This window comes from Curtobacterium pusillum (assembly GCF_007673235.1).
Lineage (GTDB): Bacteria > Actinomycetota > Actinomycetes > Actinomycetales > Microbacteriaceae > Curtobacterium > Curtobacterium pusillum_C.
This window is the reverse complement of the sequence record NZ_VDZH01000006.1, coordinates 144,963-158,127: the sequence shown is the minus strand read 5'-3', so window position 1 is coordinate 158,127 and position 13,165 is coordinate 144,963. Positions and strand designations below refer to the sequence as shown.

Annotated in this window: 12 protein-coding genes; 7 read left to right on the top strand and 5 right to left on the bottom strand. The window is 66.4% G+C overall.

All coding sequences use genetic code 11. The features are described from left to right. Positions 1–216: 216 nt before the first annotated feature. The gene (locus FS532_RS16610; RefSeq protein WP_144756802.1) at positions 217–2,025 is read right to left on the bottom strand and encodes a DUF4365 domain-containing protein; all 1,809 of its coding nucleotides are present in this window, start codon (positions 2,023–2,025) and stop codon (positions 217–219) included. A gap of 865 nt (positions 2,026–2,890) precedes the next feature. Here FS532_RS16610 and FS532_RS16605 point away from each other — a divergent pair. Then, positions 2,891–3,979, top strand: a complete 1,089-nt coding sequence (locus FS532_RS16605) for a hypothetical protein (RefSeq protein WP_144756800.1) — start codon at positions 2,891–2,893, stop codon at positions 3,977–3,979. 11 nt (positions 3,980–3,990) lie between these two features. On the opposite strand, the gene FS532_RS16600 is transcribed toward FS532_RS16605, so the two are convergent. Beyond that, positions 3,991–5,262, bottom strand: coding sequence for an RES domain-containing protein (locus tag FS532_RS16600; RefSeq protein ID WP_186322099.1), 1,272 nt, complete (start codon positions 5,260–5,262; stop codon positions 3,991–3,993). Positions 5,263–5,796: 534 nt separating this feature from the next. Between FS532_RS16600 and FS532_RS16595 the strand changes: the two genes are divergently transcribed. The 3 genes from FS532_RS16595 (at position 5,797) to FS532_RS16585 (ending at position 7,818) form a co-directional block, all read left to right on the top strand. Next, positions 5,797–6,657, top strand: a complete 861-nt coding sequence (locus tag FS532_RS16595) for an aldo/keto reductase (RefSeq protein ID WP_144756796.1) — start codon at positions 5,797–5,799, stop codon at positions 6,655–6,657. Positions 6,658–6,730: 73 nt separating this feature from the next. Beyond that, on the top strand, positions 6,731–7,420 hold the full coding sequence (locus FS532_RS16590) for a flavodoxin (RefSeq protein WP_222122011.1): 690 nt from the start codon (positions 6,731–6,733) through the stop codon (positions 7,418–7,420). Further along, entirely contained in the window at positions 7,417–7,818 is a 402-nt protein-coding gene (locus tag FS532_RS16585) for a (R)-mandelonitrile lyase (RefSeq protein ID WP_144756794.1), read from the top strand. The genes FS532_RS16590 and FS532_RS16585 overlap by 4 nt, the downstream gene beginning before the upstream one ends. A gap of 12 nt (positions 7,819–7,830) precedes the next feature. On the opposite strand, the gene FS532_RS16580 is transcribed toward FS532_RS16585, so the two are convergent. Further along, positions 7,831–8,703 (bottom strand): helix-turn-helix transcriptional regulator, encoded by an 873-nt coding sequence (locus FS532_RS16580; protein ID WP_144756792.1) that lies wholly within the window; start codon positions 8,701–8,703, stop codon positions 7,831–7,833. 101 nt (positions 8,704–8,804) lie between these two features. On the opposite strand from FS532_RS16580, the gene FS532_RS16575 reads away from it, so the two are divergent. Genes FS532_RS16575 through FS532_RS16565 form a run of 3 tightly spaced genes read left to right on the top strand, consistent with a single transcriptional unit; the run spans position 8,805 to position 11,504 of the window. Then, entirely contained in the window at positions 8,805–10,235 is a 1,431-nt protein-coding gene (locus FS532_RS16575; RefSeq protein ID WP_144756790.1) for an MFS transporter, read from the top strand. Between the two features lie 43 nt (positions 10,236–10,278). Further along, entirely contained in the window at positions 10,279–11,208 is a 930-nt protein-coding gene (locus FS532_RS16570; RefSeq protein WP_144756788.1) for a TolB family protein, read from the top strand. Continuing rightward, positions 11,205–11,504, top strand: coding sequence for a Dabb family protein (locus FS532_RS16565; RefSeq protein WP_144756786.1), 300 nt, complete (start codon positions 11,205–11,207; stop codon positions 11,502–11,504). Before FS532_RS16570 ends, FS532_RS16565 begins: the two co-directional genes overlap by 4 nt. Positions 11,505–11,592: 88 nt before the next feature. Here FS532_RS16565 and FS532_RS16560 read toward each other — a convergent pair whose 3' ends face one another. Together FS532_RS16560 and FS532_RS16555 are read right to left on the bottom strand one after the other, a co-directional pair. Further along, positions 11,593–12,057: a heme-degrading domain-containing protein gene (locus tag FS532_RS16560; protein WP_144756784.1), complete on the bottom strand. Its 465-nt coding sequence runs from the start codon at positions 12,055–12,057 to the stop codon at positions 11,593–11,595. A gap of 2 nt (positions 12,058–12,059) precedes the next feature. Further along, positions 12,060–13,091, bottom strand: a complete 1,032-nt coding sequence (locus FS532_RS16555) for a Gfo/Idh/MocA family protein (protein WP_144756783.1) — start codon at positions 13,089–13,091, stop codon at positions 12,060–12,062. Positions 13,092–13,165: the final 74 nt, after the last annotated feature.

The window sequence follows — 13,165 nt, the reverse complement described above, 5'->3', positions numbered from 1 at the left end:
GCCTGTTTCACGAGCGTGCGTGTCGAAGCGGAGGTGCTCGCTTGCGTTACAACAAGGGCGTGCGCTAAGAGGTCATTGACCTCAGCACCGAGCCCGCCGACGTCGTGGCCGCCCAGGGGAAGAGTGCGGGCGCAGCGACGGCCTCGGTACAAGCCGCACCCCGACCCGAGGTGGCTACGCGGCTTCATCCCTTCGTGGCTCGCCAGATCGCTAGCATCACCTCTCACGACCGGTCGCCGACCAGATTGGCCACCGTCGCAGCTCTTTCCTCTCTTCATCGGTCAGTTCCGCAAGCACCAGATCGAGGTCGTCCGCGTCCTCCAGAAGGATTGCTATGCACGCTTCCAATGTCGAGGAATTGTCGCTCGCAATTTCCCGCCTTAATTTCAGAAGTGCTTGCCTTTCGGCCGTCGCGAGCGGGCCACGCCGTCTGAGAATTTGCCACCGATTGATTCTATGAATAGGGTCCTCTGGCGCGTGGTCGAGAAGCCAGTTCGTGAGGGCCTCGGCGCCACTCAGTAGATATTCGTTGCGCGGCTCGACCGTGAAATCGCAGGCCAACATGAGTTTGAGTGCAAAGTTATTTGCCAGGCTGTATCTAACAGCATTGTCTTCGAGGGATTCATATGCGTCGACGACTTGATCGATGCGCAGATTGAGTGCATTCACAAGATCGGGAACTTCAAGGGACTCGTAAACCGTAGACCAGTTTATCTCTTTGTACTTGTCTTCTCCGTCGGTTTTTCCGAGCATCCTGAACTTATCGCGGTTTGCTGGGTCGAATGGATCAAATAGATATCTCATGTGGTCCGACGACCCGGGCAAGACCATGGTGATTATCTTCTCTTCGCCGAGTGATACGTCCCAGCGACCAAATCCCTCCCCGTTATAGAGGCGAATTTCTTCGTGCCGCGCCATGGCGTCACGCAGAGTCAACAGGTTCCGTTTTTCCTGAAGGTTGAAACTAAGTGAGTTGAAGACCTCATCGGGTAGGCCGAGATAGTCAAACAGCTCGATGAAACCCTCAAGGGCATGTTTTGTGGCGCTCAGCTGCTCGGCTGCGGCAGGGTCTTCCTCCCCTCCAGATCCGGCCCTCCCGTCGATGGTGATCGGCATCCCGTGGGCTGCATTGAGCATGAACGCCACGTCTCTGACCTGGCTCCGCAGGCCGCCAGCGAGGGTCAAATTCAGACTCACCGTCCTCTCTTCCTCTCGTATGCGGATCCGCAGACCTTCAGAGCAGGTCAGCAGGACCACGTCATCCGCTTCTAGTCGAGAAGCCCATGGCCTTGAGAACTCCACATTCCCACAAACAATTACGTTGGTAGTCTCATGAGGGGCAAAGTGCGCCGGAAAGACTTTGAGGTCAACATCGACGGGGATGATCATGCCCGAGGGTAGTTCCGCTAACACAGCGTAGTCGCTAGTCTCAAGGGTCAATTCTACGGAGCGGTCCTGGCTGAAGCCTTCAAGGGTGTGGATCATGATAGCGACGGCGTCATCGAGAACCGAGTCAGGGACCCCCTTTATGCGCCCCTGATCCTGCTGGTGAATCGCAAGTCCAACAATTCCCTCGAGCGAACCCCCAAGGGCCAGGCGCTTGAATTTGAATGACACCTTGGCCGCGTCCGGCTGTGCTGCTAGTTCCCTCTCGATCTTGAACGGGTTCAAGATGGCGAAAAATACCTCTTCCCCGGTTCCGTCCGGGCGCATCGGGACGTAGAAGTAGATGCCTCCGCCGTTTTTCCGGAAATATTCGATATCGGCCCTGTTTACGGCGTAACTTATGGTCGGCTTGTTTTTTTTAACAGGTTTTTGACGGCTGCGGCCTTTGACCTGTACCTCTACGCGGCCAATGATGTCGTCTTTTTTCTGCCCGGAATTGGAGTACAGATCGATATGGCCGTCTGTGATGGGGGTTTTGTCGTTCGTGCCTATGTACGCTTTGAGGCGCGGGCAGCGGCTCGCGTCCGAGGTGACGGCGATCACGCCGAGTTGTTCGATGTCCGCGCCGTGACTGCTCATGTCTTCATCCTGCCCGGATGCGAGTGGGCGCGGGTGGGTGCGAGCGGATCCCGACAACGATCGTTTACGGCTCCGCCTGAACGGGAACCCAAAGACGATCGCCGCATTGGCGACCCCGATGAGCACGGAGACGAGGGCTGCGAACTCGGGGGCTGTGACGAACTGGTTGGTCCGTCCATGGCCAGGTTTCTCACACCGTCTCCACCCGTGGCGGGGGTTGCCGCACCGGCCTGCCACGGCGCCGTTCCAGGCGGTGCAGGTCCACGTCAGCCAGGTGGCGAGGGCGAACGGGAGCGCGACTGCGAGCATGACGCCCCACCAGCCTGTGTCTTCGTGATGACGGTCTGTGGCAGCGGCGACAACGATCAATCAGGAGGTCACCGAGGCTGACTCCGGCGCTAGCCGCGGAGGTGCGGTATCGCCGCGGCCCAGCCGGTGCGCTGGGTCGCGCTACGACGGCAGGGCCAGCCCAGGCCGGCGGGCGGCCAGTCCCGTATGCAGCGACAGCGTGAGAAGACCTCGTGACCGTTTGAGTTCGCCCACTCTGGGATCTTCGCGGGCTCGCCGGGACGACCAGCGCGGTCGTCCTCCCCATGCGGGGCCGTCGATACCAATCGTGACGTCCTCCCACGAGACGTAGCGCGGGCGTCGATCGGGCTCGTCCAGCAAGGTACGGTCAAGCTCGGCGCGCGACCTGCCGCACCGACGTCTCGCCCTTCCGAGCGACCGCGATCACGTCACGGCGGAAATCTTCCGGATACGCCTTCACCATGACGCACATCCTTCCAGCAAGAGCCCATGCCCCTACCTGTCAGGAGTCAACTGAACCTGCAGCAGTCGCTCCTATTTGGTTTAGGTTGAGCGCATGCAAAGTGAATGGTGGTACGCGTACTCGGATGACGAGCTCGCTACAGTAGCAAGGGACACCGATTCGTTCTTGGAGAGCAACCCCGAGATCCGCGGAGGCTTCTCAAATTCGGTCTGGCTCCTGCATGGTCTCGTTCAGCTCGTTCCCGTAACAGAAACAAACCTTTTCTCAGGCAACCTGCATCCGCTGTTTGAAGCTGAAGCGGATTTGAGGGCCTCCACCACGCAAGTGCGCTTCGGGCTTTATAAGCAGGCTCTCTCAGGTTTACGAGGCGTCCTGGAACTCGGGTTGCTCTCGGTGTATTGGGACATCGACGATACCGCTCACATCGACATCCAAGACTGGCTTCAGGGGCGCGAGGACACCCCGGGATTCTCTGCGGTCGGGAGAAAGCTCCTTAAACTTCCAGCGGTGCAGGCTGCGCTCGAGCGAGACCCTGACCTCTTTGAGCGAGGCAAATCCTTGTATCGAGAAATATCGGGGTTTGCTCATTCCCGGGGGTACCGGAAGTCGACTGCCGGCCTCGTTCTTCAGTCGAATCGACCCTTGTTTAGCGCTGATGCGATGCTCAAATGGGTAACTCTTCGGGACCGCGTGCTGAACCTCGTGCTGATTTTTCACCTACTGAAGTACCCATCGGGGCTTCAAGTGACACCTCTGTCTCAAAAGCTGGGCATGAATACGCCGGTGGGTGGTTTCGTAGAACCTTCTGTCCGTGATCGCTTTCTGGCTCATCTGGGGCCGTCTATGGCGGCTATTCTGCAAGAGATTAGCGATGCTGATGAGCGCGCGCAGTCGGCAGCCAACTACTTCCAAAACCTTCCCGATTATCCAGTGGAGTCGTGGCGTGAAGACATCCTCAAGCAGGACAAAGAGTGGATTGCGATGATGGGTTACGACGATTGGCGACGGACTCACGACGTCCGCCCTGAGATGCCGCACGAGTCCCAGCGGGACAAGATCAGGCGTGCTAATTATGGCGATCGGCTGAGGGTCTGGGCCGAATCCGAGGAATTGCTCACTCGGGAAGACGCCGCCAGAAAGTACAAGGCGTCGGGCGACGAAGGCCTCAACCGTAATAGCTGACGCAAGGCTGTTTACTCGCGAGACAGCGAGTACCGATTTCCTTCGGATATCGACCATCGACTTCCGTCGAAACGCCCGAGCGCCTCGTGGTCGACTCTGTGGACCAGGCGTCGCAGAACCACACTTGATGGGTCGAGTGTCAGCAGTACCTCGGGGTAATCGGCGTCGGGAAGTATCGAGCCCACCGATCGTTCCGCTTCAACCGCTCCGTTATTTGCGACGTTCTGGTCCGTGGCGAATATGACGCAGTTCGAGTTACCGGTATGGGCGCTCGCGAATACGATGCCGTCGAGTGGTGGATTAACGGCGCGGCGGAAGAACTCGGCGACAACCTGCGTGGGGACGTAATCGATGTGTTGGCGCCCATCGGGTACAATCGGTCGGCTGATTGCCTGCTGGAACTCCTCGAGGAACAGCAGCAGGATGCGTAGCTCAAGATGCTGTTCGTCGAATGGTGAAGCAAATATGGACGCGGTGCGTAGGTCAAGCATCCGCAGTGGCCGCGTCGGATAAAATGCGCCGACGACGGCATGTTGTGCAATGCTGAACGCACCGACCTCGTTCAGTGCCGTGGCCTCGTCTTCCGCGCCGTAAAACATCGGAATTCCCGCCGGCGACATGCGATTGGCGGCGGCGCGGTCTGCTGGTGCAGGACCAAGCTCGGTGGCAGATGTTGGAAGCTTTGCCGTCATGGACCAATCCCAGGCCACCGTCCGCGCTCGGTACAGCGGGTCCTCAGGCAGCAAATGACTGACGAGACCACTCCCATCGCTTGCGAGCTCGCCCAGCTTCCGAAGGAAGTCTTGCACGCGAGCGCTCGGGCCATCACTACCCATGAAAACGAAGCGGCTCTCGTGCTTCACAGTGGACTCGAAGTCGTCCCATTCATGGCTCAGTCCATCGGCGCTTATCGCCGCCCCGTAGGTACTCACCTCATCGACGGCAATCGCGTCGGAGATCAGGGATCCGATAGCCTCGATGTGACTCACGTCGAACGCGTACTGCGCGAGATACCCAACCGCCCACGTCGTGTCTTCAAGGTCGCTCGGAGTAGGTGCTGCCTCGGGTCGCTCGTACTCGCGCCAAAAGGCGCGCATGAAGGGTTCCACAACGATGTCCCACGCCACAGCGAAGGCAGGCTCGCTGCCGACCGCTGCGCGTCCACAGATCGTGCAGGACCGGTCGGTAGCGTTGCCGACGGATTCTCTTAGAGAAGTGTCGACGATGTGGGATAGACACACTGCGCCCTCGATGGTTGCCCAGTCCGGCGTATCCTCGTCCATGCTGGCCCTCCTGTCTGCTGCTAGAACACGCATCTTGCCGTATGTGACCGCCGGCTCGGCTCGGGCCTTCGGTTTCCCGCAAACGGCGAGCCGCCAGCTGCCAGTTCCTGCGCAACGGTCGCGTCCTACGTCCGCCGGATCTGCGGCGAAGACTTCGGCATGACGTCGTCTTGTCGGTGTCGCGCAGTCCTGGCAGCCGTGGTGCATTTTGGTGCACTGCGACGTGGCTGGGGAATGCCGCAGGGGGCGCGAGTTGTCACCGACCAGCCCGCGATTGCGGCGATCGGAGGTGAACTCTCCCACGTGCCGGGGCTCGGCGATGGGTTCAAATCCCACCGGTACCGCCACAGAAGCCCCCGGCTCATGCCGGGGGCTTCTTCCGTCCTCGGCGGAACTCAGCTCGTCAGGGCGTGACGCGCGCCTTCATGCCCCGCCCAGCCTGCAGCGCGTGGATCGTCTCCGCGAAGCACTGACTCCCAGTACAGGGAACGAGCACCACTCCCTCCGCCCGCGCGACCGGAGTGTGATGGACGCATGGCAACCGCGACCCCCACAGTGACCCTGAACAACGGCATCGAGATGCCCGTCCTCGGCTTCGGCGTCTACCAGGTCGGCGCCGACGAGACCGAGGCTGCCGTCAGCTCGGCGCTCGCCGCCGGCTACCGCCTGCTCGACACCGCCGCTGCGTACGGCAACGAAGAGGCCGTCGGCGCCGCGATCGCGTCGAGCGGCATCCCGCGTGACGAACTCTTCATCACGACGAAGCTCTGGATCCAGGACGCGCCCGCCGAGGCGAACACCGCCCGGGCGCTCGACGACTCCCTCCGCAAGCTCGGCCTCGAGTACGTCGACCTCTACCTGATGCACCAGCCCTTCGGCGATACCTACGGCCAGTGGCGCGCGATGGAGCAGGCGAACAAGGACGGCAAGGCCCGCGCGGTCGGCGTCTCGAACTTCGCTCCGGACCAGCTGCTCGACCTCATCATCAACAACGAGGTCGTCCCCGCCGTGAACCAGATCGAGACGCACCCGTTCAAGCAGAACACCGACTACCAGGAGCTCATGCGCGGCGAGGGCGTCCAGATCGAGTCGTGGGGCCCCTTCGCCGAAGGAAAGAACGGCCTGTTCACGAACGAGGTGCTGGCCGCGATCGGTGCCGAACACGGCAAGTCCGTCGCGCAGGTCGTGCTCCGGTGGCTCACGCAGCGCGGGGTAGTCGCGATCCCGAAGACGGTCAACCCGGACCGCATGGCGCAGAACCTCGACGTCTTCGACTTCGAGCTCACCGAGGCGCAGATGGCCAGGATCGCGGACCTGCACACCGGGGGATCGCAGTTCTTCGACCACCAGGACCCCGAGATGGTGCGCTGGCTCAGCGCCCGTCGCCTCGGCTGACCCCCTGGAGGACGGGAGGCGCGGTGCCAGCTGGCACCGCGCCTCCAGTCCGGACACCGGAAGGACCACTGCCGTGACCCGTCCCGTCATCGCGCGTCGCGCACTGATCCGCGGCGTCGGCGCTGCGGCCGTGGCCGCAGCCGCGGCGAGCCTCGCCGCGTGCACGCCCGACCCCACGCCGTCGACCACTCCGGGGAGTTCCGTGCCACCGACCGACCGCGACGACCGCGTCCTGCTCGCGTACTTCTCGCGCCCCGGGGAGAACTACTGGAACGGCGGCCGCCGGAACCTCGACACCGGGAACACCGAGGTCCTCGCCGACCTGATCCGCGTCCGAATCGACTGCGACGTGTTCCGGATCGAGGCGGCCGACCCGTACTCGGACAGCTACGACGACACGGTCGCACGCAACGTCCGGGAGCAGGGCGACGACGCCCGCCCCGCGATCGCGGGCGACCTGCCCGACCTGAGCGGCTACGGCACGGTGCTGCTCGGCAGCCCGATCTGGAACGTGCAGCCGCCGATGATCATGGCGACGTTCGCCGAGGCGGTCGACCTGTCCGGCACGTCGCTCCATCCGTTCGTGTCCTACGCCGTGAGCGGGCTCGGCGACACTGCGTCCTTCTACCGTGACCTCCGCACCGGGGCCCGGATCGGCGACGGTCTGGCCGTCCGCGGCGAGGAGGTCCGCGACGATGCCGCCGGGGTCGACGTCGACCGGTGGCTGTCCGCCGCCGGCCTCTCGAGAACAGGAGCACCATGAACATCGAACCCGCCGTCCCGACCAGCAAGAACCCGCCCGAGCGCTTCACCGGCGACGTCTGGCTGGACCCGATCGCCGTCCCGCACGAGGACGGCCAGCACATGACCGTCGCGACCGTCCGGTTCGCCCCCGGCGCGCGCACCGCGTGGCACTCGCACGAGAAGGGGCAGTACCTCCGCGTGACCCAGGGCATCGGGCGGTTCGGTACCCGTGACGGCGGGGTCGTCGAGGTGCACCCCGGGCAGACGCTCTACACACCGCCCGGCGAGGAGCACTGGCACGCCGCCGCACCCGGCTGCTTCATGGAGCACATCGCCATGGTGGAGAGCGGTGACGACCCCTCGACCAGCACGACGTGGCTCGAGCACATCACCGACGACGAGTTCGAGGGGCGCTGAGGCGCCGGCGACTCACGGCGTCGCCTCCGTCGTGGGGGCGGCGGTGGCAGCCAGGCTGCCGAGCAGCCGGACACGCTCGTCGGAGGGCGAGCCGGGCACGGTCGTGTAGCCGTACATCGTCCAGCCGGGGCTGTCAGGCAGCTGCATCGCCTCGAACGCGAACTCGAGGTCGCCGACCGCGGGGTGGTGCAGTCGCTTCGTGCCGGATCGGTGGAAGCGGACGTCGTGTGCGGCCCACCGACGTCGGAAGTCGTCGCTGCGGGTGACGAGCTCACCGATGAGGTCGGTCAGGTCCCGGTCGTGCGGGTGCTTGCCGGCGTGGCTGCGCATCGAGGCGACGAGGCTCGTGGCGCCCTGCTCCCAGTCGACGTAGAAGTTGCGGGCGGCTGGGTTGAGGAACGTGAACCGCGCGTTGTTGGCCTGGTTCACGGGGTCGTCGAGGAGCGGGGACAGCAGGGCGCGGCCCAGGCTGTTCGTGGCGACGACGTCGCTGCGGCGGTTCTGCACGACGGTCGGGGTTCCGGTGATGGTGTCGAGGAACCGCTGGAGGCTCGGACGGACGGCATCGTCGGCGGGCTTCGGGGCACGACGCCGGACCGGTACGGGGGTGTCGGCGCGGGCGAGGTCGAGCAGGTGTTCCGTCTCCGCATCGTCGAGCTGCAACGCCCGAGCGAGGGCGTCGAGGACGTCCTCGGAGACTCCGGCGAGGTGGCCGCGCTCCATCTTCGCGTAGTAGTCGGAGCTCATCCCGGCGAGCATCGCGAGCTCCTCGCGGCGGAGACCGGCGACCCGACGACGACCGCCGCCGATGATCCCGGCCTGCTCGGGCGTGATCCGGGCCCGGCGGGTCCGGAGGAAGTCGCTGATCTCGGCGCGGTGGTCCATGCCGACACCGTACGTGCTGCGCCGGGCCGGAAGGAGGGACTGTCGGTACAGGGAAGCCCCACCACTCCCAGTGCGGGCGGATCCGCGGTGGACTCGTCGGCATGACCGCAACGCCCGACACCGCGTCGACACCCGTCCCGCCCCCGGCCCGGGCGTCCCGACCGCACCACACCGTCGTCCTGGTGATCGTCCTCGTGAGCTACTTCATGATCGTCCTCGACAACTCGATCATCTTCACCGGGCTACCCGAGATCCAGCGTGGGATGGGCCTGTCGCCGACGGCGCTGTCCTGGGTGCAGGACGCGTACACCCTCGTCTTCGGTGGCCTGTTGCTCCTCGGTGCACGCGCCGGCGACCTCCTCGGGCGCCAGCGCGTGTTCGTCCTCGGCCTGGCGCTGTTCGGGCTGGCGTCGTTCCTCGTCGGCACGGCGCAGGACGAGGCGTGGATCATCGCCGCCCGCGCGTTCCAGGGTGTCGGCGCCGCGATCGTCGCCCCGTCGTCGCTGTCGCTCATCACCTCCACGTTCCCCGTCGGCCCGGAGCGCACCCGGGCGGTGTCGCTGTACGGCACGACGGCCGGTGTCGGGGCGAGCCTCGGCATGGTCGTGGGCGGTGCGCTCGCCGGCCTGGTCTCCTGGCGGGCGGGGTTCTTCATCAACGTGCCGATCGCGATCGTGCTGATCGTCCTCGCCGTCCGGTACCTGCCGCAGACCGCGCCGACCCGGGGCCGCTTCGACGTCCTCGGCGCCGTGACGTCGACGCTCGGCATGGGAGCACTCGTGTACGGCATCGTGAACGGCGGCGACCACGGGTGGGGTGCGAGCGCCACGATCCTGCCGATCGTGGCCGGCGCCGTCGTCCTCGCCGTCTTCGTGCTGAACGAGTTGAAGGCCGCGCACCCGATCATGCCGCTGCGGCTGTTCGCGGACGCCGGTCGCTCCGGAGCGGCCGTCGCCCGACTGCTCTTCGCGGGCACCGGCATCGCGTTCTTCTTCTTCACGACGCAGTTCCTGCAGGGTGTGTACGGGTGGTCGGCGCTCGAGGCCGGCGTCGCCTTCCTCCCGATGACGCTGCTGCAGTTCGCCGTCTCGCTCTTCGTGCCGCGGCTCACCCGCCGGTTCGGGAACGCGCTGCTCGTCGCGTCCGGGATCGCGATCGTCCTCGTCGCCGTGCTCTGGCTGAGCCGGATCACCCCGGACGTCGGGTACCTGGCGGGGTTCGCCGGGCCGCTCGTGCTGTTCGGCATCGGTCAAGGGCTGTGCTTCGGACCGCTCACCGCCGCCGGCATCGCGGGGGCGCCGGCGGCCGACGCCGGAGCGGCCTCCGGTCTCGTTAACACGGCCCACCAGCTCGGTTCGACCCTCGGCGTCGCGGTGCTCACCGCGGTCGGCGCCGGTGCGGCGACCCTGTCCGGACGGGTCGCGGACGCCTACACCGGTGGGGCGGTCATGCTCGGCATCGCACTCGTCGCGACGCTCGTGCTCGTGCTGCCGTCCGATCGACGCGCCCGTGGCCGGGTTGTCGTGCCGTAGGGTGGACACATCCGCCTTAGCACGAGCCAATCCGTAGGGAGTCATGAGCAACGACGCTGAAGCCACCCCACCCGGACGCCTCCTCGCCTCCGGCCAGCGCTGCCGCATCCGGATCTGGAACCGGAGCGACCGCAGCGTGACCACCGTGCACGAGTCCGCCGAGCGCCTGTACGAGGCACCGAACTGGACCGCCGACGGCCGGCTCGTCCTGAACGCCGACGGCACGCTGTGGACGATGCCGGCCGACGGTTCCGCCGACCCGACCGCGGTGGACATCCCCGGCGTCCCGCCGCTCAACAACGACCACGTGCTCGACCCCGACGGCGTCACCGTGCACGTCAGCGCGAACGACTTCCACATCTGGTCGGCACCACTGGCCGGGGGAGCGGCGACACGGGTGACGCCGGACGACGGTGGCCTGCACTTCCTGCACGGGGTCAGCCCCGACGGCTCCGAGCTCGCGTACGTCCACCTCGACCCGTCCGCCGAGGCCGTTTGGTCCTCCGGCACGATCCGGGTGATGGCCACCGACGGCAGCGCCGATCGCGCCGTGACGACGGAGCCCGCTGCCGCTGACGGCCCGGAGTGGACCCCGGACGGCAGCTGGATCCTGTTCAACACGGAAGCGTTCGGCCACGCGCAGATCGCCCGGGTCCGACCAGACGGCTCCGGGATCGAGCAGCTCACCGTCGACGAGCACGTCAACTGGTTCCCGCACCCGGCGCCGACCGACGACGCCGCCGTCTATCTGTCCTTCCCGCCCGGTACCGAGGGGCACCCGGCGGACAAGCGGGTCCGGCTGCGGCTCGTGACCGGCCCTGGCAGCGTCAGTGACTGGGGGCCTGCGGTCTGGCAGTCGGCCGAGACGATCGTCGAGCTCGACGGCGGTCAGGGCACCCTCAACGTCAACGGGTGGGCTCCCGACGGGTCCGCCCTCGCCTTCGTCGACTACCCGATCGGAGATGCCGCGTGATCATCCACACCGTCTGCTTCACGCTCGTCCACGAGCCCGACTCCGCCGCCGAGGCCGCGTTCCTCGAAGCGGCCCGGACCACCCTGCCGGCGATCCCGGGCGTGCACGACTTCACGGTGTCACGGCAGGTGTCGTCGCAGAGCGACTTCCGCTTCCAGTTCTCGATGCGGTTCGCCGACCAGGATGCCTACGCGGCGTACGACGCCCACCCGGCGCACCAGGGGTTCGTCGGCACGCGCTGGGCGGACGAGGTCGCGTCGTTCCAGGAGTTCGACTTCGTGCCCCTGCCCGCCTGAGCGGGTGCGGCTCGCGAACGCGAGTCGATGACGGCCTGGAGGCACGGTGCCAGCTGGCACCGTGCCTCCAGTCCGTCAGACCGTCACGTCACGGACGTGACCCGAGGAACGCGCGCAGGCCCGCGACGACCAGGTCGTGGTCCTCGTCCGAGGACAGTCCCGACGCGGTGACCGCGGCGACGACGCCGACGCCGCGCACCCGGATCGGGAACGAGCCGCCCGTGACGGCGTACTCCGCACCGAGCCAGCCGATCGCTGCGGGATCGACGCCGGCTGCGGACAGGCGTGCGTCCACGAGGGCGCTCGACTGCTCCATCCTCAGGACCACGGCGGCCTTCCGGTCGATCCAGACCTCCTGGTCGGGCGTGATGCCGGGCAGTGCGGCGCGGAACAGGCGGAGGCCTGGCCGCCGGATGTCGATGCCGACGGCGTGACCGGCCTCGTGCGCGAGCTGACGGACCACGAGGCCGAGCTCCCACGCGTCGTCGTGCGTGAACGTGTCGAGGACGAGGTCGCGCTCCTGCTGCTCGAGCGTCTCGATGCGGTCCGTCATGGTCAGCCCGCCGCGATCTGTGCGCGGGCGGTGTCGATCGTCCCGAGGATCGCGACCGTCTCGTCGAGGGTGTGCAGCGGGGACTCCGTGCGACCCTCGCCGACGAAGCGCGCCAGTGCCGTGGCCTCCCAGGCGAGCGCCGCGAACCCGCGGAGGGGTGTCGGGTCGTCCCAGTGCAGGACGGGAGACCCGTGCTCCGGTGCCGAGAGCGTGAACGAGGTCGGGTTGTAGAACGGGCCGGCGAACGCGATCGTGCCCTCGGTCCCGGCGATCGAGGCGGTCGTCGGTGTGCGGGCCGCGATCGTCGTGTGCAGCACCGCTTGGGCGTCGCCGTGCTCGAGGACCAGCGTTCCGGATGCGTCCACACCGCTCTCCGTCATCCGCCCCCGGGCCGTGACCCGGTGCGGTTCACCGAGCACCATCGACGCGAACTGGACGGTGTAGATCCCGAGGTCGAGCAGTGCACCACCGCCGAGCTCGGGACGGAACAGCCGGTGGTCGGGGCCGAACGGGATGGCCTGCCCGTGGTCGGCGAGGACGCTGCGGACCTCGCCGAGGGTGCCGTCGGCGAGCAGGGTGCGGAGGACGGAGGCCTGCGGGAGGTACCTGCTCCACATCGCCTCCATCGCGAAGACCCCGGCGGCACGGGCGGCGTCGGCGACCGTGCGGGCCTCGGCTGCGGTGACGGTGAAGGGCTTCTCGACGAGGACGTGCTTGCCGGCGGCGATCGCGGCCAGGGCGGTGGCGGCGTGGTCGCTCTGTGGCGTCGCGATGTAGACCACGTCGACGTCGGGTCGTGCGAGCAGCTCGTCGACGCTGCCGAGTGCGGTCTCGATCCCGTGCTCGGCGGCGAACGCGGTGGCGCGGTCGATCGACCGCGAGGCCACGGCGACGATGCGCTGCGCGGTGTGGGCGCGGACGGCGTCGGCGAACTCACCGGCGATCCAGCCCGGGCCGACGATGCCCCAGCGGAGGGTCGGATCGCTGGCCTCGGGGGTGAAGACGACCGGTTCGGGCAGCGTGTTCGGGATCATGGTCGCGAGGTTAGCACGAGCCAAACGCGGCGTGGGGGGCGTGCTCGCCGGCACGCGCGGCGTCGAGTGAGCAG

What these genes read in the sequence shown, in the direction of transcription:
- FS532_RS16610 (WP_144756802.1), bottom strand. Translation starts at nt 2,025, where the DNA reads ATGAGCAGTCACGGCGCGGACATCGAACAACTCGGCGTGATCGCCGTC.
- FS532_RS16605 (WP_144756800.1), top strand. Translation starts at nt 2,891, where the DNA reads ATGCAAAGTGAATGGTGGTACGCGTACTCGGATGACGAGCTCGCTACA.
- FS532_RS16600 (WP_186322099.1), bottom strand. Translation starts at nt 5,262, where the DNA reads ATGGACGAGGATACGCCGGACTGGGCAACCATCGAGGGCGCAGTGTGT.
- FS532_RS16595 (WP_144756796.1), top strand. Translation starts at nt 5,797, where the DNA reads ATGGCAACCGCGACCCCCACAGTGACCCTGAACAACGGCATCGAGATG.
- FS532_RS16585 (WP_144756794.1), top strand. Translation starts at nt 7,417, where the DNA reads ATGAACATCGAACCCGCCGTCCCGACCAGCAAGAACCCGCCCGAGCGC.
- FS532_RS16580 (WP_144756792.1), bottom strand. Translation starts at nt 8,703, where the DNA reads ATGGACCACCGCGCCGAGATCAGCGACTTCCTCCGGACCCGCCGGGCC.
- FS532_RS16575 (WP_144756790.1), top strand. Translation starts at nt 8,805, where the DNA reads ATGACCGCAACGCCCGACACCGCGTCGACACCCGTCCCGCCCCCGGCC.
- FS532_RS16570 (WP_144756788.1), top strand. Translation starts at nt 10,279, where the DNA reads ATGAGCAACGACGCTGAAGCCACCCCACCCGGACGCCTCCTCGCCTCC.
- FS532_RS16560 (WP_144756784.1), bottom strand. Translation starts at nt 12,057, where the DNA reads ATGACGGACCGCATCGAGACGCTCGAGCAGCAGGAGCGCGACCTCGTC.
- FS532_RS16555 (WP_144756783.1), bottom strand. Translation starts at nt 13,091, where the DNA reads ATGATCCCGAACACGCTGCCCGAACCGGTCGTCTTCACCCCCGAGGCC.